Source organism: Salinicoccus luteus DSM 17002 (assembly GCF_000712035.1).
GTDB classification, from domain to species: Bacteria; Bacillota; Bacilli; order Staphylococcales; family Salinicoccaceae; genus Salinicoccus; species Salinicoccus luteus.
Genome location: NZ_JONV01000007.1, coordinates 395561 through 416929 on the forward strand (window position 1 = coordinate 395561; position 21369 = coordinate 416929).

At 52.0% G+C, this 21369-nt stretch carries 23 protein-coding genes; 14 read left to right on the forward strand and 9 right to left on the reverse strand.

Annotated features, from left to right (window positions below):
• From ispD to BO53_RS0104650, 7 genes are all read right to left on the reverse strand, one after another.
• Positions 1-678 carry a 2-C-methyl-D-erythritol 4-phosphate cytidylyltransferase gene (gene ispD, locus BO53_RS0104620; RefSeq protein ID WP_031545952.1) on the reverse strand — a complete coding sequence of 226 codons (678 nt, stop codon included), beginning with the start codon at positions 676-678 and terminating at the stop codon, positions 1-3.
• A complete protein-coding gene (locus BO53_RS0104625) occupies positions 675-1730 on the reverse strand; it encodes a PIN/TRAM domain-containing protein (protein ID WP_211250555.1) in 1056 nt (351 codons plus the stop codon). The genes ispD and BO53_RS0104625 overlap by 4 nt, the downstream gene beginning before the upstream one ends.
• A gap of 16 nt (positions 1731-1746) precedes the next feature.
• The gene (gene radA, locus BO53_RS0104630) at positions 1747-3120 is read right to left on the reverse strand and encodes a DNA repair protein RadA (RefSeq protein ID WP_031545956.1); all 1374 of its coding nucleotides are present in this window, start codon (positions 3118-3120) and stop codon (positions 1747-1749) included.
• A gap of 144 nt (positions 3121-3264) precedes the next feature.
• A complete protein-coding gene (locus BO53_RS0104635; RefSeq protein WP_031545958.1) occupies positions 3265-5703 on the reverse strand; it encodes an ATP-dependent Clp protease ATP-binding subunit in 2439 nt (812 codons plus the stop codon).
• Position 5704: 1 nt separating this feature from the next.
• On the reverse strand, positions 5705-6736 hold the full coding sequence (locus tag BO53_RS0104640) for a protein arginine kinase (RefSeq protein WP_031545961.1): 1032 nt from the start codon (positions 6734-6736) through the stop codon (positions 5705-5707).
• Positions 6723-7241, reverse strand: coding sequence for a UvrB/UvrC motif-containing protein (locus BO53_RS0104645; RefSeq protein WP_031545964.1), 519 nt, complete (start codon positions 7239-7241; stop codon positions 6723-6725). Before BO53_RS0104645 ends, BO53_RS0104640 begins: the two co-directional genes overlap by 14 nt.
• Before the next feature lie 4 nt (positions 7242-7245).
• Entirely contained in the window at positions 7246-7713 is a 468-nt protein-coding gene (locus BO53_RS0104650) for a CtsR family transcriptional regulator (RefSeq protein WP_031545967.1), read from the reverse strand.
• A gap of 206 nt (positions 7714-7919) precedes the next feature.
• Here BO53_RS0104650 and BO53_RS0104655 point away from each other — a divergent pair, with 206 nt between their 5' ends.
• Together BO53_RS0104655 and BO53_RS0104660 are read left to right on the forward strand one after the other, a co-directional pair.
• Positions 7920-9131 carry a NupC/NupG family nucleoside CNT transporter gene (locus BO53_RS0104655; RefSeq protein WP_156956089.1) on the forward strand — a complete coding sequence of 404 codons (1212 nt, stop codon included), beginning with the start codon at positions 7920-7922 and terminating at the stop codon, positions 9129-9131.
• 136 nt (positions 9132-9267) lie between these two features.
• Complete coding sequence (locus BO53_RS0104660; protein ID WP_031545972.1) at positions 9268-10083, forward strand: metallophosphoesterase; 816 nt, start codon at positions 9268-9270, stop codon at positions 10081-10083.
• A gap of 395 nt (positions 10084-10478) precedes the next feature.
• On the opposite strand, the gene BO53_RS0104665 is transcribed toward BO53_RS0104660, so the two are convergent.
• On the reverse strand, positions 10479-10757 hold the full coding sequence (locus tag BO53_RS0104665; RefSeq protein ID WP_031545975.1) for a hypothetical protein: 279 nt from the start codon (positions 10755-10757) through the stop codon (positions 10479-10481).
• 562 nt (positions 10758-11319) lie between these two features.
• Positions 11320-11607, reverse strand: coding sequence for a YerC/YecD family TrpR-related protein (locus tag BO53_RS0104670; RefSeq protein WP_031545977.1), 288 nt, complete (start codon positions 11605-11607; stop codon positions 11320-11322).
• A 160-nt stretch (positions 11608-11767) separates the two neighbouring features.
• On the opposite strand from BO53_RS0104670, the gene BO53_RS0104675 reads away from it, so the two are divergent.
• The 12 genes from BO53_RS0104675 to BO53_RS0104730 all read left to right on the forward strand — a co-directional run bounded on the left by BO53_RS0104675 (position 11768) and on the right by BO53_RS0104730 (position 21358).
• Positions 11768-12571, forward strand: a complete 804-nt coding sequence (locus BO53_RS0104675) for an ATP phosphoribosyltransferase regulatory subunit (RefSeq protein ID WP_031545980.1) — start codon at positions 11768-11770, stop codon at positions 12569-12571.
• Positions 12568-13173 (forward strand): ATP phosphoribosyltransferase, encoded by a 606-nt coding sequence (gene hisG, locus BO53_RS0104680; protein WP_031545983.1) that lies wholly within the window; start codon positions 12568-12570, stop codon positions 13171-13173. Before BO53_RS0104675 ends, hisG begins: the two co-directional genes overlap by 4 nt.
• Entirely contained in the window at positions 13170-14402 is a 1233-nt protein-coding gene (gene hisD / locus BO53_RS0104685) for a histidinol dehydrogenase (RefSeq protein WP_031545984.1), read from the forward strand. Before hisG ends, hisD begins: the two co-directional genes overlap by 4 nt.
• Before the next feature lie 4 nt (positions 14403-14406).
• Positions 14407-15441, forward strand: coding sequence for a pyridoxal phosphate-dependent aminotransferase (locus BO53_RS0104690; RefSeq protein ID WP_037341722.1), 1035 nt, complete (start codon positions 14407-14409; stop codon positions 15439-15441).
• Positions 15386-15964 (forward strand): imidazoleglycerol-phosphate dehydratase HisB, encoded by a 579-nt coding sequence (gene hisB, locus BO53_RS0104695; protein ID WP_031545988.1) that lies wholly within the window; start codon positions 15386-15388, stop codon positions 15962-15964. Before BO53_RS0104690 ends, hisB begins: the two co-directional genes overlap by 56 nt.
• The gene (gene hisH, locus BO53_RS0104700; protein ID WP_031545990.1) at positions 15961-16536 is read left to right on the forward strand and encodes an imidazole glycerol phosphate synthase subunit HisH; all 576 of its coding nucleotides are present in this window, start codon (positions 15961-15963) and stop codon (positions 16534-16536) included. Before hisB ends, hisH begins: the two co-directional genes overlap by 4 nt.
• The gene (hisA, locus tag BO53_RS0104705; protein ID WP_031545992.1) at positions 16537-17238 is read left to right on the forward strand and encodes a 1-(5-phosphoribosyl)-5-[(5-phosphoribosylamino)methylideneamino]imidazole-4-carboxamide isomerase; all 702 of its coding nucleotides are present in this window, start codon (positions 16537-16539) and stop codon (positions 17236-17238) included.
• Positions 17235-17999: an imidazole glycerol phosphate synthase subunit HisF gene (hisF, locus tag BO53_RS0104710; RefSeq protein ID WP_031545995.1), complete on the forward strand. Its 765-nt coding sequence runs from the start codon at positions 17235-17237 to the stop codon at positions 17997-17999. The genes hisA and hisF overlap by 4 nt, the downstream gene beginning before the upstream one ends.
• Positions 17996-18619: a bifunctional phosphoribosyl-AMP cyclohydrolase/phosphoribosyl-ATP diphosphatase HisIE gene (gene hisIE, locus BO53_RS0104715; RefSeq protein WP_031545998.1), complete on the forward strand. Its 624-nt coding sequence runs from the start codon at positions 17996-17998 to the stop codon at positions 18617-18619. The genes hisF and hisIE overlap by 4 nt, the downstream gene beginning before the upstream one ends.
• A 145-nt stretch (positions 18620-18764) precedes the next feature.
• The gene (locus tag BO53_RS0104720) at positions 18765-19607 is read left to right on the forward strand and encodes an ABC transporter ATP-binding protein (RefSeq protein ID WP_031546000.1); all 843 of its coding nucleotides are present in this window, start codon (positions 18765-18767) and stop codon (positions 19605-19607) included.
• Entirely contained in the window at positions 19540-20319 is a 780-nt protein-coding gene (locus BO53_RS0104725; RefSeq protein WP_031546003.1) for an ABC transporter permease, read from the forward strand. The genes BO53_RS0104720 and BO53_RS0104725 overlap by 68 nt, the downstream gene beginning before the upstream one ends.
• Positions 20320-20344: 25 nt before the next feature.
• Positions 20345-21358 (forward strand): ABC transporter substrate-binding protein, encoded by a 1014-nt coding sequence (locus BO53_RS0104730; RefSeq protein WP_031546006.1) that lies wholly within the window; start codon positions 20345-20347, stop codon positions 21356-21358.
• Positions 21359-21369 lie beyond the last annotated feature (11 nt).

Below are 21369 nucleotides of genomic sequence, written 5' to 3' on the forward strand. Positions count from 1 at the left end.
TCATTCACTCCCTTTCTTCACAATGGATTCGGCGACCTTCAGATCCTCTTCAGTCGTTATTTTAATATTATCATATGTCGAGGCCGTGACGTGGACCCTTTTTCCGAGGGCTTCCACCATCATCGAGTCATCCGTTACGGAGAGGCCGTTCTCTTCCGCATTGCGATAGGCCCGCATGAGCAGATCATATTCGAAGGCCTGCGGCGTATGCACTGAGATGACCGACGTCCGGTCGATGGTCTCCTCGACAGCATCACCGGATATGCGCTTCAGGGTGTCTTTCGGCTTCACTCCGCAGATAACTGCCTGGTGCACGGCCACCGATGCCTTCAGACCCTCCAGTGTCGTCCGGCTGACGAAGGGCCTGGCCCCGTCATGGACAAACACGTATTCCGTCGGCTCGATGGCCCTGAGGACGTTGTGGATGCTGTGCTGACGCTCCCTGCCGCCTTCATGGATGCCTTTGACTTTGGTGCAGCCCTGAAGCATCTCCCATAGTATATCTATCTCGCCCTTGCGTCCGGCAAGATGGATGGCCTCACAGTCGGGATCTGCTTCAAATTTCTCTACAGTCATCCGGATGATCGGGATGTCTCCCAGCCTGATGAAAACCTTATTGTAGTCCATGTGCATTCTGCTGCCCATTCCGGCAGCCGGAATTATTACTGTATATTTCATTTCCTTCTCACTTTCCTCGCGAATACAATGCGCCCGGAATTTGTCTGGAGCACACTTACCACCTCTACTTTGACGGTCTTATTTATAAGGGACCTGCCTTCTTCAACCACGACCATCGTACCATCTTCAAGATAGCCGACCCCCTGGTTCTCCTCTTTGCCCGTCTTCGAGATCAGCAGATCGAAAGTGTCGCCCTGGATGACGACGACCTTTATTGCATCGGACAGCTGATTTACATTGAGGACCGGGATCTGGTGCAGCTGGCATACCTTGTTCAGATTATAGTCGGTGGTGATGATGGCACCGTGTTCCACTTTTGCGGCTTCGATCAGCTGATGGTCGACATCAAGCTTGTCGTAATCGACCGGCATGATGGTAACATTATCACTCTGCTCCTGCAGGGCATTCAGCATATCCAGCCCCCTCTGGCCCTTGTCCCTTTTGATCGGGTCCGTAGCGTCGGCAATGAGCTGGAGTTCATCCAGCACGAACTGCGGGATGACGAGCTCCCCTTCGATGAACCCGGTCTTTGCCACATCCACGATTCTTCCGTCTATGATGGCACTCGTATCAAGGAACTTCCGCGGGATCTTCCTCTCGTCCTCCTGGACTTTCGAGAAATTGCCGGGCAGGAAATCGAGGACTTCGCTGAACTTCTTGAGCCCGATCTGGAACCCGAGATATCCGAGTATCACAGCCAGTATGAAGGGAAAGATATCGCCGATAAGGGGAATGTCGATCGCATTGATCAATAAGGAAATTAAGACAGCAATTAAAAGACCGATGATCATTCCCAGAGTGGCGGATACAATTTCCGCAAGGCTGCGGTTAAGGATCAGGACTTCCCCCCGCCGGATCAGCGACTCGACTTTCGGCACCGTCCACAGGAAAAGGAGAAGGAAGAGCAGGAGTCCGGCCAGACCGTGCACCAGCACATTGTCAAGGACGAGCGGCAGATCGACCGGAAGCACCTGGAAGAGGGTCGGCATCAGCCAGAGACCGAGCGACACCCCGATAAGTACATACAACACATACAGCAGATACTTCAACATGAATATTCACCTCCCCTTATTTGGTAATTGCGACTTTCAGCGCATCCCTCAAAGTGCGGACGCTGATGACTTCGATGCCCTCCGGCACCTCGAGCCCACTCATGTTCGACGCCGGGATGATGGCACGGTTGAAACCGAGTTTCGCCGCCTCCTGGAGCCTCTGTTCTATCTTGGTGACCCGTCTGACCTCCCCCGTCAGGCCGACTTCACCGATGAAGCAGTCATCGCCCCTGACCTGGGCGGCCTTGAAGCTTGAGGCGATGCTGACGATGACACTGAGGTCGACTGCCGGTTCATCCAGGCGCACACCCCCCGCCACTTTGATGTAGGCGTCATGCTGCTGCATGAGCAGCCCTTCGCTCTTCTCGAGCACCGCCATCAGCAGGGAGAGCCGGTTATGATCGATGCCTGTGGCCATGCGCCGTGGATTGTGGAAATGCGTCGGCGTGACAAGTGCCTGGACTTCGACCAGCAGTGCCCGCGTCCCTTCCATGGTGGCCACGATGGCCGACCCCGGAGTGTTCTTCGAGCGCTCCTCCAGGAATATTTCCGAAGGATTGAGCACTTCCTTCAGCCCTTCACTCTTCATCTCGAACATGCCCATTTCATTCGTGGATCCGAAGCGGTTCTTGACCGCCCGGAGCATGCGGTAGGTATGGTGCTGGTCCCCTTCGAAATAAAGCACCGTATCCACCATATGCTCAAGCATCCTCGGTCCTGCAATTTGACCCTCCTTGGTCACATGACCGACGATGAAGGTGGCAACATTACCGCTTTTCGCGATGTTCATCAGGCTCTGTGTACACTCACGCACCTGGGAGACGCTCCCGGGGGCACTCGTCACATCCGGATTGTATATGGTCTGGATGGAGTCGATGATCAGGAAGTCTGGGTCCAGCCTTTTAATCTCGTCATGGATGTAGAAGAGGTTGGTCTCGCTATAGACATTCAGCTGATCGCTCCCTTCAGTCAGCCGGTCCGCACGCAGCTTGATCTGTTCCAGTGATTCCTCACCGGATACATACAGTACTTCGTGGTTTTGGGACAGGGTAAGAGCCGTCTGGAGGAGTATCGTCGACTTCCCGATGCCGGGATCCCCGCCGATCAGGATCAGGGATCCATCGACGATGCCCCCACCAAGGACCCGGTCGAACTCGCCGCTCTGTGTCAGCGTCCTCGGCGTGTTGCTCTTGCTCACCCGTTCAAGCTTCCGGCTGCGCTGGCGGCCTTCCGCTTCGGGCTTGCCGAACGTCCCCCGCCCCTTCGTCTCCTTGTGGACCAGCTTCTCTTCCATCTGGTTCCATGCACCGCAGTTCGGACATCTGCCCATCCATTTGGGCGATTCGTGTCCGCATGCCATGCACTCGAAAATATTTTTCGTTTTTGCCATGTTTAGAGACTCTCCTGTACTTTGTATTTATTATTAACATTGTATAACTATTACCTGTGATTTTAAAGCGGCAACCTCATGGTGTCCTTATGCGTCCATGATGAAAAAGCCGGGATGGTTTCCCATCCCGGCATGCCAATCCTTCTATTCTACTGCAACTTTATCTTCCGTGCTTACACTGAATTCGTCATCCTTGTAGTCGATTGTGACGACTCTGCCTTCGAGTTCGTTGCCGGAAAGCAGGGATTCACTGAGCGTATCTTCGATATGACGCTGGATGGAGCGGGCGAGTGGACGCGCACCATATTCCGGATCATACCCTTCCTCTGCAATCTTCTCGGTGGCTGACTCGGTAACTTCAAGGTGAATATCCTGGCTGCTCAGGCGCTGTGTCAACTGATTGATCATGAGTGTGACGATTTCTTTGAGGTGTTCTTTTTCAAGGCTGTGGAAGACGATGATATCGTCCACACGGTTGATGAATTCCGGACGGAAGCTGTTCTTCAGTTCCTTCATCATCGTATTTCTGATCGTGTCATAGTCCTGGGACTGTGTCGTCGTACCAAAGCCTGCAAATTTATTGTCCCTGAGCTCCTGGGCACCGACGTTCGATGTCATGACGATGATCGTGTTCCTGAAGTCGACGGTACGTCCATTGGAGTCTGTCAGACGCCCGTCATCCAATACTTGCAGAAGCATGTTGAAGACGTCCGGGTGGGCCTTCTCGATCTCATCGAAAAGTACGAGTGAATAAGGTTTCCTTCTCACTTTTTCCGTAAGCTGGCCGCCATCATCATATCCGACATAGCCCGGCGGCGAACCGACGAGACGGGAGACGGAATGCTTCTCCATGTACTCACTCATGTCAACGCGGATCATCGCATCCTCTTCGCCGAACATCGCTTCGCTGAGTGCTCTGGCAAGTTCCGTCTTACCGACACCCGTCGGACCGAGGAAGATGAAGCTGCCGATTGGACGCTTCGGATTCTTGAGTCCGGCACGTGCCCTTCTGACCGCTTTCGAGATTGAAGCCACGGCATCCTCCTGGCCGATGACACGGTCATGCAGGATGGACTCCAGGTTCATCAGCCTCTCCGACTCATCCTCTGCGATCTTGGACAACGGAATGCCTGTGATGCTGCTGATGACGAGTTCAATGTCACTTCGCGTCACAGACTGTGATGCCTGCCCCTGTTCCTTCTTCCAGTTGTCTTCACGTTTTTTGAGTTCGTTTTCAAGTTTCGTCTGCTGATCCCTGTAGTTCGCCGCCGCTTCGAACTCCTGGCTCTGTACGGCTGCATCCTTCTCCTTCTTGATGGCTTCGAGCTTGCCTTCAAGATCCTTCAGGTCCGGCGGGGACGTATAGCTTCTGAGCCTCACTTTGGAGGAAGCTTCGTCGATCAGGTCGATTGCCTTGTCCGGCAGGAACCTGTCCTGGACATAACGGTCACTCATGACTGCCGCCGCTTCCAGCGCCTCATCCGTGATGGTGATCCTGTGGTGGGCTTCATAGCGGTCGCGGAGGCCCCTCAGAATCAGTATCGCGTCCTCGACGTTCGGCTCATCCACCTGTACAGGCTGGAAACGGCGCTCCAGTGCCGCATCCTTTTCGATGTGCTTGCGGTATTCATCAAGCGTCGTCGCCCCGATGCACTGCAGTTCACCGCGTGCAAGCGCAGGCTTCAGGATGTTGGAAGCATCGATAGCGCCTTCGGCGCCGCCGGCACCGATCAGCGTGTGCAGTTCGTCGATGAAGAGCACGACATTGCCGGCCTTATGGATCTCCTCCATGACCTTCTTCATGCGTTCTTCGAATTCACCACGATACTTCGTGCCTGCCACAACGGTCCCCATGTCGAGTGACATGACGCGCTTGTCCTTCAGTGTTTCCGGCACTTCGTTTTTGATGATCGCCTGTGCAAGGCCTTCGGCAATCGCCGTCTTGCCGACACCAGGTTCACCAATGAGTACCGGGTTGTTCTTCGTCCTTCTGCTCAGGACTTCAATCACACGGGTGATCTCCTTGGATCTGCCGATGACCGGGTCGAGCATTTCATCACGGGCAATCTGCGTAAGGTCGCGGGCCAGTGAATCGAGGGTCGGTGTATTGTGATCCTTTTTCATGCCGTCCTTCTGCTGGAACGACTCGGGGTTTCCGAGCATCTTGATGACTGCAGCACGGGCCTTCGTAATGTTCAGGTCGAGATTGGACAGCACACGTGCGGCCACGCCTTCACTCTCCCTGATCAGGCCGAGCAGGAGATGCTCCGTACCCACAAAATTATGGTGGAGCTTGCGCGCTTCATCCATTGACAGCTCGATGACCTTCTTCGCTCTCGGCGTGTAGTGGATGGATGAGGAAGGTTCGCTGCCTTCGTTGATCAGATTGAACACTTCCTCCTTCACTTTCTCTTCTGTGATGTTGAAGGATTCGAGCACCTTCGCGGCGATCCCTTCATTTTCCTTCACGAGTCCAAGCAGCAGGTGCTCGGTTCCGATATTCGAATGCTTGAGGTTGATTGCTTCTTCCTGTGCATAGGCCAGCACTTTTTGCGCTCTTTCAGTCAGTCTCCCAAATAACATATTATTCCCCTCCTAGTAGTTGTCTCATTAAAGCCGCACGCTCTTCTTCAACAGCATGCTCCAAGGACGTGATCTCTTTATCTTTTTCATTCAGGCGCATCTTGATGAATGCTGGCTGAATAAGTTGAATCCACTTCTGGAACTGGAAATCCTCATGTTCAATCAGCTTGAGGTCGGTGCCGAGCTTCAGGTCGCTCAGGCACTTCGCCGCTTCTTTCAATGGCATCCTGTAGGCATGCTTCAGGAGGCCGTAGGAGCGGTAGACCGAATCCTTCACTTCGAGAAGATGTTCACTTTCAAGCCATGAGCGCATCTCCATCTCTTCTTCCACAATGCGTTCTTTCAGTTCGTCAAGGTTGTTTATGATCTCTTCTTCCGTCTGCCCGAGCGTCAGCTGGTTCGACAGCTGGTATATATGGCCGAGCGGGACGGACCCTTCTCCATATATACCTCTTAATGTAAATCCGAAACGGCTCAGATTTGCAGCCAGCGTCTGGATGCGGCTGCCGAATGTGAGCGCCGGCAGATGGAGCATTACAGAGGCCCGGAGACCGGTGCCGACGTTTGTCGGGCAGGCGGTAAGATAGCCATATTTTTCGTCAAATGCATAATCGACTTCCGACTCCAGCATATCATCGATCGCATCCGCTTTTCTATAGAGGTCGATCATCGGGAGGCCGACACCCATCGTCTGGATGCGCAGGTGATCCTCCTCGTTGACCATGATGGAAACGGATTCGTCTTCACTAATATAACTGAGCAGCCCCCGCTTCGTAAACAATGGGCTCACCAGGTGCTTTTCAACCAGCAGGGCCTTGTCCTCGAACTGGAGATCATCCATCTCCACACGCCGATAACCATCCAGTGCTGTTTCCAGCTTCCTAAGCACCGGCTCAAGGCCGTCATTGTCCTTCATCATATAGGGAAAGGGCAGATGGCTTACATTGCGGGCCAGCCTGACCCGCGTGGACATTTCAACCGGCAGCTCCTCGACATCCTGCATCCAGGGACTGATATGGCTATATTCCATCATTATCACCTGCCTCTTCCAGCGCTTTGATTTCGTCACGCACTATTGCCGCCTCTTCAAACTCCTGGGTTTCGACAAGCTTTTCAAGACGGCCCCTCAGCTGTTCGAGCTTTTTCCTCGTTTTCAGATGGGCACGGGATTTCACCGGCATCTTCCCGACATGTTCCGACTGGTGGGCCTGTACCCTGCTGATGATGTCGGCGGCCTGGCTGCCGAAGGTGGCGTAGCAGTCCGGACAGCCGAATTTTCCCATCTGTACAATGGTGTTGATTGTGGATCCGCATGTCCCACACTGCTTCGGACGCCGCTTTGTCTGCTGAAGGGACGGGTGCTCGGACAGCGATTTGAGCAGCTTCTGGATGTTGAATGTATCATCAGGATAACTGAAATCATTCTCAAATGATGCATTGGCGCACTGCTCACACAGAAACTTTTCAGTTTTCTCGAAGCCGTTGCCCTTTGAGATATGAATGGTTGCCTCTCTTTCGTTGCATGATTCGCATTTCATCCAATCACTCCTCGGTGTAGAGAATGACATCAATCACCCTCGTCAGTATATTCGCACGCAGGCGGTCGCGGTATGGCAGGTCGAGCATCAGCGATTCCCTCTCCAGGACCGCATCTATGATCTTCGCTTCTTTCATGGTAATCACTTCGTTCTCCATCAGCGACTGCACGATATGCTTGGCATTCTGCTGCGAAATGCCGTCGCCGATCAGCTGCTTGAGGCGTGCCAGATACTCTGACTTGGAATGGGTCTCGACCTTGGTGATCCGGATGTATCCGCCGCCGCCCCTCTTGCTCTCCACGGTGTAGCCATGTTCGTTGGTGAAACGGGTCTTTATCACATAGTTCAGCTGTGAGGGGACACAGTCGAATTTCTCTGCGATATGCGCGCGTTTGATTTCCACGACTTCACCGCCGGACTCTTCAATCAGCTGTTTGAGATACTGTTCGATTATATCCGACATGTTGCGCATTACATCACCCCTTTTGACCTTCTTTGACTAAATTATATATCCTATAATCAAATATGGCAAATGTAATGTTTTCTATATCTTGCCCTTTATTTCTGTAAACGTTTGCATTATAATGAATCGGGATGATTTTGTCACATGATTACATATACAGACAATAACGCCATGCTATATAATGAACACAACTTATCTTTTATGGGGTGAAATTCTTGAATATTCTTATGGGTATCATCGGGATCGCATTCACTTTCTTCCTCGCATGGCTTGTGAGCAGCAACCGCAAGCTTGCCTTCAAAAAATGGAAGAACATTCTGATCCTGCTCGGTCTACAACTGCTTTTTGCTTTCATACTTCTTTCCACAGGTGCCGGCCAGGCCGTCATCGAATTCCTGGCAGCCGGATTCAACACGCTGCTCGGCTTTGCCGCTGAAGGTGTCGGGTTCGTCATGGGTGACCTGACGACACTCGGAGATGGTTCTCCGGCGGATGTCTTCTTCTTCAATGTACTGCTGCCGATCATCGTCATTTCGGCGCTGATCGGTATTCTGCAGTTCACCAAACTGCTGCCGCTGATCATCCGCGGACTCGGTTTCCTGCTGACCAAAGTCACCGGCATGGGCTACCTTGAGTCCTACAACGGTGCGGCATCCATGATCCTCGGACAGTCGGAGGTCTTCATTTCACTGAAGAACCAGCTGCCACACCTGCCGAAACACCGTCTCTATACGCTTTCTGCACAGGCGATGAGTTCCGTATCACTGTCCATCGTCGGTGCCTACATGACAATGCTCGAACCGCAGTATGTCGTTACGGCGATCGTACTCAACCTGTTCGGTACATACGTCATCGTCCACATCCTCAATCCGTATGAAGTGACGGACGCGGAAGATGCGGCGGATGTCGATGACAACCCGGATGCAGGCAAGTCATTCTTCCAGATACTCGGGGACTACATCATGGATGGTGCGAAAGTCGCCATGACCGTTGCAGCGATGCTGATCGGTTATATCGCCCTCATCGCCATCCTGAACGAAGCATTCCTGCTCATCCCGGGAATGGAGATCACATTCCAGGATGTCCTCGGCTACATCTTCATGCCGATCGCATTCCTCATCGGAATCCCTTGGGCTGAAGCCCAACAGGCAGGCAGCCTGATGGCGACGAAGCTGATTACGAATGAATTCGTCGCCATGCTCGACTACACGGGAATGGCGGACGAATTCAGCCGCAAATCCCAGGCGATGATTTCCGTATTCCTGGTATCATTCGCCAACTTCTCAAGCATCGGCATCATCGCAGGTTCCGTCAAAGGCCTGCATGATGACAGCGGCAACAAAGTGGCCCACTTCGGCCTGAAGCTCGTATACGGTGCTTCCCTGGTCAGTGTGCTCACTGCAGCAGTCGTCGGATTCTTTGCATAAGATTGAGATTATACGATATTAAGAAAGACAGGCCAATTGGCCTGTCTTTCTTTTATGGATAGGAACGCTTTGATTGACTTCATCCCGGAATGTGCATAATACTTCTTGTTACATTGAATATGACGGAGAGATCACAATGAGAATAGGCATTATTTCCGACCTGCATATCGACCGCAGGCATGCACACTACTCGATCACCGACTTTGAACAGATACTTGCCGATGAGATCCATAGAAGAAAAATCGAACTGCTCCTCATCGCCGGGGACATCTCCAGCGACTACCGCATCACCATCGGCTTCGTCCGTTCGCTTATGGACCGGGCTGGCATCGACATCCGATTCGTCCCCGGCAATCACGACTATTGGCAGCCCGAATCCGGAGGAGTCTCGAGTGCCGATATATACAGATACTACACGGAACAGCCCGAGAGCATGATCGGCTCCCCGCTCATCCTGGATGACAGATGGGCCATCGTCGGCCACAGCGGCTGGTATGACTACTCCTATGCCGATGCCCGCTTCAGCAGGGAGAAGATCGCGACCGGCAAATTCTATGGCGGCACATGGCAGGATAAGGTACGGACAAGCTGGCCGATGGACGACCCTGCACTGTCGAAGGCTTTTGCGGACTCCGTCAGGCAGGACCTTGAGCAGGTCGGGGACCGCAGCATCATCATGATGACCCACGTGGTGACGCACCGCAGTTTTGCCGTGCCGACACCGCATCGGCTGTTCGATTTCTACAATGCCTTCATCGGCACATCCGATTTCGACAACTTCTATAAAGACTATCCCATCCGCTACAGCATCATGGGACATGTGCATTTCCGCCATCAGTTCACAGATCAGGGCGTCCATTATATATGCCCCTGTCTCGGTTACTCGCGCGAATGGCGCACGGATGACTTGACTACGGAAATAAAGAATACGCTTCAAATAATTAACGTTTAGTATTATAATGTTTAATCATTTGAGTAGTATAGGATAACTAAACCCCCGATTTTGAACGGCTATTCAATTATCCCTTTAAACTGAACATCCTGCTCTGACACTGACTCCCCATTTGTGCCATTCCCAGTTACCAGTAAATGTTCCCCCTGGTAAAATACACACCAGATTGTAAGCCCAGAAAATATTGAAAAAGCAAGTGTCAAAAGATAAAAATACTCCAAATAATAATATGAAGTTGAATCTCAGCATATCCAGCAATACTTTTTGATTAGATGCAATTATTAGCAATACGAACGATAATACTGCAAAAAATGAAGCCAATGTAATTACGAAGAAATACCTTTGCAAAATCCAGAAATTTAATCTCATATAATTTATAGTAGTATTTCCTCATATCATCTATTTTTTGCAATCAATTGAAGAACGAAATAATAAACTACTGTGAAAATGGCAACTGTAACGATAATGGGTATTACATTATTGATTCCAAAAGTCATACCGATAGTATCTGAGGAAGTGGGTGCGCTATCGAAGAATACAGCACCAAAATATGCTGTGCGATACCCAAGTTCTGCACTTGAAAACAGCAATATCAAGAAGCTGACTGTTAAAATAATCAAAGTCGTCACAATCGAAGCAGCTGCACTATTGATAATCCGTACTACGATTTTCATATCTAACTCCTTTTTTAGATTTACTAACCCTTGAATACTGAAATAAACAACAAAAAAACAGAATATAAGAATCAATATCAGATTAAAACAGGATAGCTGCTATCATAAGCATAATGAAGGCCATTCACTTTAAGCATGGATTACTCCCTTTGGAAAGCAAATTCTTTTTCATGCACACTTTCTCCTTCCTTAATACGAGAGCCAACAACAAAACCAAATTTTCCCATAGGTTTTTCTCTGTTTATGCAGTACGGATAATACAGTTAAAAGGTTACAAATTCATATTATGAAATCCAACACCTTAAAGGAAATCGTCATATTTTTTGCAGATGTGAATAGTACTGATTGTCACAAGGTTACTTTGAGGACTGTACATTTCATCAAGCATCTCGATAGCACTTGATTTTGATACATATATGATCATTATTTATTTGTCACCCTGTTCTTCGAGGAAATCATCGTTCCTATTAGATAGGATATGGCTTGCAGCAGTAGCGGTATATGTAAAATTAATAATTATGCCTACTTAAAATAAAAATGACCTTAACCAAGTTAAGGTCATTCATTCCATCCTGTCGATGATCATATGGTAGCCCTCACTGCCGTAGTCCAGGCAGCGCTTCACCCGGGACACCGTGGCGCTCGAGGCCCCTGTTTCATTCTGTACCTTCGAGTACGTATGCCCCTCCTTTATCATCTTCGCCACCTGGAAGCGCTGCTTCAGCGACACCAGTTCATTTGTGGTGCATAGGTCATCGAAAAAGTGATGGCATTCCTCAACTGTTTCAAGCTTCAATATACCTTCGAACAGATCATCAAGCTCCTTGCCTCTCAACCTATCTATTTGCATATGTTTCCCTCCATTAATACGGTTATCATATCAAATCACTTTAGCGTTTTAAAGTGTTAAACAAAATTGTCGGAAATCTCTTGTCATCATTCATTTATTTTGTTATTATCAGATTTATTGATTATTCTTTATCACGCTAAAGTATTAAAGGAGATATGGTATGAAAAATGATTTGATCATCCGACGCCTGAAATTTGCACAGGATTATACACAACTGCTTGCCGATGAAAACTATCAGCTGGTCGACATGAATATGGTAGAGCCCTTCAATATCGACGACAAGCGCCACCATTCCTCGACCATCATATTCGAGCGCAACGAGCAGCTCTTCTCCATCCGCAGCGACTGGACGCGTTCCCTGCTCAACTATAGTGAGGACTACCATCTCAGCCAGCGCTTCTTCGGGTACTTCGGCCCCGTGGTGAGGAACTACAAGACATTCCACCAGGCAGGCGTCGAACTCTACCGCCCCACTGATGAGGAGATACTGGCGAGCATCGATATGCACCTGTCGTTCGTCACAGAAGGGTACGGCGAGAAGTTCCATTCAATCGTGGTCAACGATGATACGCTGCTCGACCTCTACATCGACAAGTATGACCTTGATTCCGGCATACGCAACCTGGTCCATGAAAAGAACCTGTCCGAACTCAAAAAACAGCTCGGCCAGACCCACCCGCTCTATATCCTGCTTTCGGCGAAGGTGAGCGATCAGATGGATCTTGTGAATGCCGAGTTCGGCGATAGTGACATCATGCGCTTCATCGACAGGCTGAAGCAGGCGCTTGAAGGCTACGGCATGAAATTCATTCTCGACCTGTCATTCCGATCTCCCCAGTCGTACTACAATGGTTTCTATTTCCAGGCCTTCCTGGATCACGACTATCCGCTCCTGAGCGGCGGGGAATACAACAGCAGCGCTTTTGGCATTGCGGTAAACCTATCTAACGGAGGATTGCTATGATTACAGTCGCACTTACGAAAGGCCGGCTTTTCAAGGACTTTCTCAAATATATGAACGAAAATGACCTGAACAACTACATCCGTGCCCTGGATGGCGAGACACGCTCGCTCTACACCATCGTCGACAATGTAAAATTCATCTTCGCCAAAGGGCCGGATGTGCCGACCTATGTCGAAAGCGGCGTGGCGGACCTCGGCATCGTCGGCTCCGACATCATCACCGAAGACACATTCAACATACTGAATGTCTCCCAACTGCCGTTCGGCGACTGCCACTTCTCCGTGGCCGCCCTGCCCGACCAGGAGGAATTCAGGGTCATCGCGACGAAGTACACCAACATTGCCCATGAGTACTTCAAGAATAAGCGGCAGGATGTCTCATTGATCCACCTGAACGGTTCGGTGGAGCTTGCACCGCTGCTCGGACTCTCGGACGGCATCGTCGATATCGTCCAGACGGGCGGCACGCTCAAGGACAATGGACTCGTCGAGCACGAGAAGATCATGGACATCCATGCACGGCTCATTGCGAACAAGCGGACCTTCTATACAAAAGAGGACGAAATCTATGACTTCATCAAGGAAATCGGGGTGATCGAATGAATGTCCAGGAATTCACGGAAATATTCGACCAGAAGCGTGCCGGCGCGGGGTTCGACGGCTATAAGGATGTGATGGACATCATCGAACGCGTCCGCACGGAAGGGGACGCCGCCCTCCGTGACTATACGGAGCAGTTCGACGGCAGGAAGCCGGCATCCTTCAAAGTGCCTAAATCGGCGCTCAAGGCGAGCTATGATGCCATATCCGATGAGGAGAAGACGGCGCTCGAGAAGATCCGCACACGCATCGAGCGCTATCAGGAGAGCATCAAGTATGAAGACAGGGATGATGGGGAATTCCAGTATGTCTACCACCCGATCGAGAAGATCGGCGTCTATGTGCCGGGCGGTACGGCGCTCTATCCGTCAAGCGTACTGATGACCGTCGTGCCTGCACTCGCTGCAGGCGTCAGGGAAATCCATGTCACCACCCCGACATTCGATGAGAACAACATCACATTCGCCGCCCTCTACATATGCGGCGTGGAGGATGTCTACACCGTCGGCGGCGCCCAGGCCATCGCCGCGCTTGCCTACGGCACGGAGTCCATTCCGAAAGTTGACAAGATCGTCGGCCCCGGCAACTACTATGTCGCCTTGGCCAAGCGCCTCCTCTTCGGCGAAGTCGGCATCGACATGATTGCAGGACCGAGCGAGATACTCATCTATGTGGACCAGGACGTCCATGTCGATGCGATCGTCTATGACCTGTTCGCCCAGGCCGAGCATGACCGGAATGCACGGACATTCCTGCTCAGTGAAGACGAAGCAATCATATCGGAAATCGAAGACCGCCTCGAGAAGCTGATCGACGCACAGCCGCGCAGCGAAATCATCCGTGCATCCATCATGGACAACCATTATGCAGTCGTGGATTCCCGGGAGGCACTGCTCGATATGGTGAATCATATCGCCCCCGAGCACGTATCCATCCAGCACCGCGATGCCGACATGCTCATCCGCAACATCAGATATGCCGGTGCCGTATTCAACGGCTACTACTCCCCGGAAGCCATCGGGGACTACGCCGCAGGCCCTTCCCATGTACTGCCGACCGACCGGACGGGCAGATTCAGCCATGGACTCAATGTGAACGACTTCATGACGAGCCATGCGGTCATCTCCCTCGGGCAGGAGACCTATACCGAAATCGCCGGACCGGCGAAAACCGTCGCGAAACGCGAACAGCTGGACGCCCACTACCAATCCCTACGGATCCGAACGGAGTGATGAAATGATCCACATGGACCGCAATACAAGCCCGATCTCCCCGCTCAGTGATGCGGCGATCGCAGAAGTCGTCAAAGGAACGCACATCCATGAGTATCCGAGCAATGAAATCACACGCTTCAAACAGCTCTATGCCGACTACTACGGCATAGACAGCAGTACAGTCGAAGTGGCCAACGGCTCGGATGAGTGGATCCAGAAGGCCATCATGACGCTCGGACAGAACGGCGTCATGACACTCGCCCCGGATTTCGTGATGTACCATGAATATGCCCAGCAGGTGGATGTACCTGTCCATACCGTCCCCTGCAACGAAGATTTCCAGTTCGACTTTGAGCAGGTCATCCGGTCTGTCGAAGAGAAGAAACCCTCCCTCTTCCTCATATCGGTGCCCCATAACCCGACAGGCCAGATGTTCGCCGACAGCGAACTGAAGGCGCTCGCCGATGCCATGGAGGGCGTCGGCGGCTACCTCGTCCTCGATGAGGCATATTTTGAATTCGCACACGCCTACAAGCGGCCGGAAGGAAGCCACGTGCTCATCATCCGGACGCTGAGCAAGATGTTCGGCATCGCCGGACTCAGGGTCGGCATCGCCATCGCAGAAGGTGAGACATTCCGGAAGATCACCCGGCTCAACCACCCCTACCCTGTCAATTCATTGTCGTTGAATCTGGCGAGCAGGATATTCGAGGATGGGGCGGCCCTCGATGCATTCGTGCGCTACCAGCTTGACTCGAAAGCGCGTCTTGCCGAGGCATTCAGCCAGGTATCTGGTAAAATAAACATCATCGAATCACATACGAACTTCATCTTCACATACGGCAGGCATGCACGTTCACTCGGTACATACCTTCTACAGAATGGCTATCAGCCAAGGATGTATGATGCCGCACCGCTCGGGGATGTCGTCAGATACTCGATAATCCGGCCGGAGGACTACGACGAGCTCAACCAATTAATCAAAGAATGGAGCAATCAATATGATCAAGAAGGAAAGAGCAACAAAGGAGACGAAGATCTCCATATCACTCGATGACGAAAAATCATTCAGGGACTCCTCCATTTCGACAGGAGTGGGCTTCTTCGACCATATGCTCACACTGTTCAGCTTCCACTCGGGCCTCTATCTCGAGGTGGAAGCGGATGGCGACCTTGAGGTCGATGCCCACCATACTGTAGAGGATGTCGGCATCATACTGGGCCAGATGCTGCGTGAACTCTACGTGCAAAAAGAATCCTACCAGCGCTACGGCACGACATACATCCCGATGGACGAATCCCTTGCGCGTGTAGTGCTCGACCTCTCCGGCCGGCCTCACCTGAACTTCCAGGCGGCATTCTCGAAGGAGACGGTCGGCACGTTCGACACTGAACTCGTCATGGAGTTCTTCAATGCGGTCAGCATGAACAGCCGCATGACGCTCCATATCGACCTGCTGAAGGGCGGCAATACACACCATGAGATCGAAGCGGTCTTCAAGGCGTTTGCCCGCAGCCTGAAGGCGGCCCTCGCTCCGAGTGACGCCGGCATCCCATCTTCGAAGGGCGTCATCGAATGATCGGCATCATCGACTATTCGCTCGGCAATATACAGAACATAAAGAATGCGCTCGAGAAGCTTGGATATGAGTATATCCTTTCAAGCAAGTACGAAGACCTGGCGGAATGTGAAGCTATCCTGCTGCCGGGCGTCGGCCACTTCGGCAATGCAATGGAGACCATCACCCGCCTCGGCATCAGGGAGGACCTGCTGAAGCTGGCGGAGACGAAGCGGTTCATCGGCATCTGCCTCGGCATGCAGCTGCTGTTCGAAGAAAGCGAGGAGGGCAATGCGCGGGGACTCGGGCTGCTTACGGGCAGCATCACCAGGATGGAGACGCCCCACCCCGTCCCGCATCTCGGCTGGAACACACTTGAGAGTCCGTCCCCCGTACTTGATGGCAAGGATGTCTATTTTGTGCACAGCTTCATGGCGACCGGTACGGACACCACCATCGCTACGGCGGAATACGGCGTAACGGTGCCCGCCGTCGTCAAAAAAGGGAATATCATCGGCATCCAGTTCCATCCGGAAAAATCCGGTGATATCGGTGTGGAAATATTGAAACAGGCCATAGAAGGAGGCATATAGATGAACATCATTCCAGCAATAGACATCATAGACGGCCAGAATGTCCGTCTGACACAGGGCGACTACGGCAAGAAGACGGCCATGAAGCGTACACCTGAAGAAGCCATCGCCTTCTACAGCAGCTTCGAACAGGTCGCACGCATCCATATCGTCGACTTGATGGGTGCGCTCAAACAGGGCGCCCAGGAGACGACGGTCATCCAGAAACTGAAGGAAAAGACCGACCTGCCCCTCCAGATCGGCGGTGGGCTCAGGGAAACTGAAACGATTGAACAGTATGACGCCATCGGCATCAACTATTTCATCCTGGGTACACGGGCGATCATGGATCTCGACTGGCTTGAAGCCGTCGTCAGCCGATTCCCCGGCCGCATCTTCGTCGGTGTGGACGCGAGGGAAAACGACATCTATGTCAACGGCTGGACGGAGAACAGCGGCATCACGATCGATGACTATCTGAAGAAGATCGAACCCCTTGATATCGCCGGCATCATCTATACCGACATCAACAAGGATGGCATGAACCAGGGGCCGAACTTCGAAAACACCCAGCGCATCAATGGACTGACCCGCCATGCGGTCATCGCAAGCGGCGGTGTCAGGAGCAAAGATGACCTGGACAGACTCGAAACGATGGGCATCACGCAAGCCATCGTCGGCAAGGCGAGCCACAGTGATGAATTCTGGAGGGATATAAGATGATCAAAAAACGCATCATTCCATGTCTTGATGTCAAGGAGGGCCGCGTGGTCAAAGGCGTCAATTTCGTCGGACTCCGTGATGTCGGAGATCCGGTCGAGCTTGCTGCACGCTACAATCAGGAAGGCGCCGACGAACTCGTCTTCCTGGATATTTCAAAGACGCAGGACGGCCATGACCTGATGATCGATGTCATCCGCGAGACCGCCAAGACCCTGTTCATACCATTGACCATCGGCGGCGGCATCTCCTCCATAGACGACATCCGCCAGCTGCTCAATGCCGGTGCGGACAAGGTCAGCATCAACTCTGCAGCCATCAGGAATCCGGAACTGATCAGGGAAGCGAGCGAAGTCTTCGGCAGCCAGTGCATCTGCGTCGCGGTCGATGTGAAATACGACGAAGCCGAAGATGACTACTTCATCCATACGCACGGCGGCTCCAAGAAGACTGATATACGCGCATTCGACTGGATTGTGCAGTGCGAGGCACTGGGGGCCGGGGAGCTGCTCATCACGAGCATGGACCATGACGGGGTCAAACAGGGATTCGACATTGCATTCCTGAAGCAGGCCAACAAAATGGTGGATATCCCCATCATCGCAAGCGGCGGCGCAGGCAGCCCAGAGCATTTCACCAAACTGTTCCGTCAGACGGAAGTCTCTGCCGGACTGGCCGCCTCCATCTTCCATAACAGGGAAGTGGAGATCAAAGATTTGAAAGAAACGTTGCAGAATGCGGAAATAGAGGTGAGGACGACATGAAACCGGATTTCGAAAAAGGCGGCGGGCTGCTTTCCGTCATCCTTCAGGACGAGCGGACTGGACAGGTCCTGATGAACGGCTTCATGAATAAAGAGGCCTATCAGAAGACTACAGAAGAGAAAGTCGTATGGTTCTACTCCCGTTCAAAGGAGCGCTTGTGGAAAAAGGGCGAGACGAGCGGTAATGTACAGGTCGTCAAAAGCATAGCGCTCGACTGCGATTCGGATGCACTCCTCATCCAGGTGGAACCGAAGGGCCCTACATGCCACCTTGGCACACAAAGCTGCTTCGGCGACGATCATTTCAATCTGCAGACGCTTGAAAAGATCGTCGACCGCAAGGTGGAAAATCCTGAGGAAGGGTCCTACACGAAGTATCTTACCGATGAAGGCATCGACAAGATCCTGAAGAAATGCGGCGAGGAGATGACTGAGGTCGTCATCGCATCAAAAAATGGTGATCGGGAGGAGCTCATTGATGAAACGAGCGACCTCCTCTACCATACCCTCGTGCTGCTCAAGCATCAGGGCGTCTCCCTTGGAGATGTGGAAGCCCGGCTCGAAGCACGCCACGGAGAGAATCTCTCCTACAAAGTTCGTGGAGAAATAGAAGAATGGTAGTTGCAGTCCCCTTGAAGTATTCAAGGGGATTTTTATATTTTCAGAAATCGACGGTTTAATTCCTACTTAAGTGCTTGTAATTGAAAAGTTCTTCATATATAATTCATATATTGAAAGTCAGAATTATACGAAGGGTTGATATGCGATGAAAGTGGATTTGAAGAACGTGAACAAGTCCTTCACCAAGGGAAAGAACGAAACACTCCCTGTCCTTGAGGACATCGATTTCAGTATTGAAGCGGGGGAATTCGTCTCCCTACTCGGACCCTCAGGATGCGGCAAATCGACGATACTGAAGTTGATAGCCGGGTTGAGCCATCCTTCTTCAGGGGAACTGAAGGTCAATGATACATCCATAACCGGCCCGGGTACCGATCGGGTCGTAGTCTTCCAGGAAGGCGGGCTCTTCCCATGGATGACAGTGCTTGAGAACGTTACATATGGATTGAAGATCAAGAAGATGAGCAAAGCGGAGGCTGAGGAAAAGGCCATGGAAGGTCTGCGCATGGTCCACCTCGGCAACTTCACCGGTGCCTATCCGCATGAACTGTCCGGGGGCATGAAGCAGCGGGTGGCGATTGCACGTGCGCTCGTCATGGATCCGGACGTCCTGCTGATGGATGAACCATTTGCAGCACTGGATGAACAGACACGCCTCGTCCTGCATCAGGAACTCCAGGACATTTGGCAGAAGACGGGAAAAACGATACTTTTCATCACCCACAATATCAGAGAAGCCCTGACATTATCCGACCGCGTCCTTCTGATGAGTACACGGCCGGGCACCATCAAGAAATCATTCACCGTCCAGGCTTCACGCCCACGCAATCCTTCAGACAGTGTCATCGTCGATCTGGAAAAGCGTGTCATGGCGGAACTGGAAGAAGAGATGAATAAGGTATTGAAGGAGGAATTCGGCGATGACTACCGTTTTAAGACGGATAACGTTCGTGATCGTGATAATAGCGATATGGGAAGTCATATCTAAACTGCAGTTTTTCCCGACATTCATGTTTCCTCCCCTGATCATCCCAAATGATCCGGGCGGGGTGACTGTAATCAAGACCCTCGTAACCGGCATACTTTCCGGTCAGATTCTCGAAGCGACCGGCATCACCCTTGGAAGGCTCCTGATCGGATTCTTCATTGCCGTCATACTCGGACTTACATTCGGATTCCTCATCGCCCGCTACAAATGGGTCGATGATACACTCGGATTCTTCGTAACGGCACTCCAGTCCATCCCGAGCATCGTATGGTTCCCACTCGCCATCGTATGGTTTGGACTCGGCAATGTCGCCATCCTGTTCATCGTCGCCATTGGAGCGACATGGACGATGACCGTCAACTCAAGTGCCGGATTCAAGAATGTCCCGAGCATCTACATCGATGCTGCACGTACGCTTGGTGCTTCCGGCACCCATCTTCTACGGACCGTCATCATACCCGCCTCTGTCCCCCACATCATATCGGGACTGCGTGTTGCCTGGGCATTCGCATGGCGGGCCATCATGGCTGGTGAACTGCTCGGTGCAGCCGGCGGCCTCGGACACCTGCTCGACCTCGGACGGTCAATCCAGGCAATGGATCTCGTGCTGTCCATCATGATTGTCATCGGCATCATCGGCACCATCATCGACAACCAGGTCTTCCTGAGAATGGAACGTTCCGTCTCAAGACGCTGGGGACTCGGAACCTAAAATGATTATGGAGGGAACCCCCATTATGAAAAAATTCTTACCCGTACTCACCGTCCTGCTGCTTTTGGTCATCGCCGGATGCAGTGGTGAAAGCAGCGACAGCGGCAATGCCGAAGAGACGGCGGATGAAGTCCGCATCGCATATTTCCCGAACTTTACACATATCGCAACCATCGTTGCGTTGGAAAACGGCTACTTTGAAGAAGCATTCGGAGAGGACGTCACCATCGATACGATGACATTCCCGAATGGCAGTGCCTTCATGGAAGCACTGTCCACTGACGAATTCGACATCGGAACAGTCGGTCCGACGCCTGCCACGACGACATACCAGCGCAACTCAGGACATGAAATCATTGCAGGTGCCGTCAATGGAGGCGCCGTCCTCGCAACAGCAGAAGACTCCGGCATCGAAAGCGTCGAAGACCTTGATGGCAAACGTGTCGCCGTGCCGACCATCGGTTCCACTCAGGACATCATGCTCCGCAAGGAGCTTCAGGAAGTTGGTCTGAACATTGAGGATGCAGGCGGCACAGTGAGCCTCGTACCACAGGCACCTGCCGATACCTCCACACTCTTCCTGCAGGGTGATGTCGATGCAGCGGCCACACAGGAACCTTGGGGCGTATTCCTGGAGAACCAGGCCAATGCATCCATCCTGCTTGATGAAGAAGAGTTTGCATGGGGCACCGACCTGACGACCACGGTCGTCACAGCGAATAATACGTTTACAGAAAACAACCCCGAGCTTACGCAGGATTATCTGAGGGCACACCTTGAAGCCATCGACTTCATTGAAAACAACAATGAAGAGGCGGTACAGATCTTTGTGGACCATATCGAAGAAATAACGGGCAACACCCTCGACTTCGATGAAACGCTCGAAGCCAGCAACCGACTGAATCCGGCGTATGAAATCAACGAAGATGTAATCCAGGAGATGGCGACCATCAGCATGGAGGCCGGCTACATTCCATCTGATGATGTCGAAGGGCTCGTAAATAGAGAGTATCTGGATGCGGTCCTCGAGGAGGAATAGAATCAAAAGAG

Bases quoted from the DNA above. Each gene is read 5' to 3' on its own strand.
- ispD (WP_031545952.1), bottom strand. From the start codon at position 678: ATGAAATATACAGTAATAATTCCGGCTGCCGGAATGGGCAGCAGAATG.
- BO53_RS0104625 (WP_211250555.1), bottom strand. From the start codon at position 1,730: ATGTTGAAGTATCTGCTGTATGTGTTGTATGTACTTATCGGGGTGTCG.
- radA (WP_031545956.1), bottom strand. From the start codon at position 3,120: ATGGCAAAAACGAAAAATATTTTCGAGTGCATGGCATGCGGACACGAA.
- BO53_RS0104635 (WP_031545958.1), bottom strand. From the start codon at position 5,703: ATGTTATTTGGGAGACTGACTGAAAGAGCGCAAAAAGTGCTGGCCTAT.
- BO53_RS0104640 (WP_031545961.1), bottom strand. From the start codon at position 6,736: ATGATGGAATATAGCCATATCAGTCCCTGGATGCAGGATGTCGAGGAG.
- BO53_RS0104645 (WP_031545964.1), bottom strand. From the start codon at position 7,241: ATGAAATGCGAATCATGCAACGAAAGAGAGGCAACCATTCATATCTCA.
- BO53_RS0104650 (WP_031545967.1), bottom strand. From the start codon at position 7,713: ATGCGCAACATGTCGGATATAATCGAACAGTATCTCAAACAGCTGATT.
- BO53_RS0104660 (WP_031545972.1), top strand. From the start codon at position 9,268: ATGAGAATAGGCATTATTTCCGACCTGCATATCGACCGCAGGCATGCA.
- BO53_RS0104665 (WP_031545975.1), bottom strand. From the start codon at position 10,757: ATGAAAATCGTAGTACGGATTATCAATAGTGCAGCTGCTTCGATTGTG.
- BO53_RS0104670 (WP_031545977.1), bottom strand. From the start codon at position 11,607: ATGCAAATAGATAGGTTGAGAGGCAAGGAGCTTGATGATCTGTTCGAA.
- BO53_RS0104675 (WP_031545980.1), top strand. From the start codon at position 11,768: ATGAAAAATGATTTGATCATCCGACGCCTGAAATTTGCACAGGATTAT.
- hisG (WP_031545983.1), top strand. From the start codon at position 12,568: ATGATTACAGTCGCACTTACGAAAGGCCGGCTTTTCAAGGACTTTCTC.
- hisD (WP_031545984.1), top strand. From the start codon at position 13,170: ATGAATGTCCAGGAATTCACGGAAATATTCGACCAGAAGCGTGCCGGC.
- BO53_RS0104690 (WP_037341722.1), top strand. From the start codon at position 14,407: ATGATCCACATGGACCGCAATACAAGCCCGATCTCCCCGCTCAGTGAT.
- hisB (WP_031545988.1), top strand. From the start codon at position 15,386: ATGATCAAGAAGGAAAGAGCAACAAAGGAGACGAAGATCTCCATATCA.
- hisH (WP_031545990.1), top strand. From the start codon at position 15,961: ATGATCGGCATCATCGACTATTCGCTCGGCAATATACAGAACATAAAG.
- hisA (WP_031545992.1), top strand. From the start codon at position 16,537: ATGAACATCATTCCAGCAATAGACATCATAGACGGCCAGAATGTCCGT.
- hisF (WP_031545995.1), top strand. From the start codon at position 17,235: ATGATCAAAAAACGCATCATTCCATGTCTTGATGTCAAGGAGGGCCGC.
- hisIE (WP_031545998.1), top strand. From the start codon at position 17,996: ATGAAACCGGATTTCGAAAAAGGCGGCGGGCTGCTTTCCGTCATCCTT.
- BO53_RS0104720 (WP_031546000.1), top strand. From the start codon at position 18,765: ATGAAAGTGGATTTGAAGAACGTGAACAAGTCCTTCACCAAGGGAAAG.
- BO53_RS0104725 (WP_031546003.1), top strand. From the start codon at position 19,540: ATGACTACCGTTTTAAGACGGATAACGTTCGTGATCGTGATAATAGCG.
- BO53_RS0104730 (WP_031546006.1), top strand. From the start codon at position 20,345: ATGAAAAAATTCTTACCCGTACTCACCGTCCTGCTGCTTTTGGTCATC.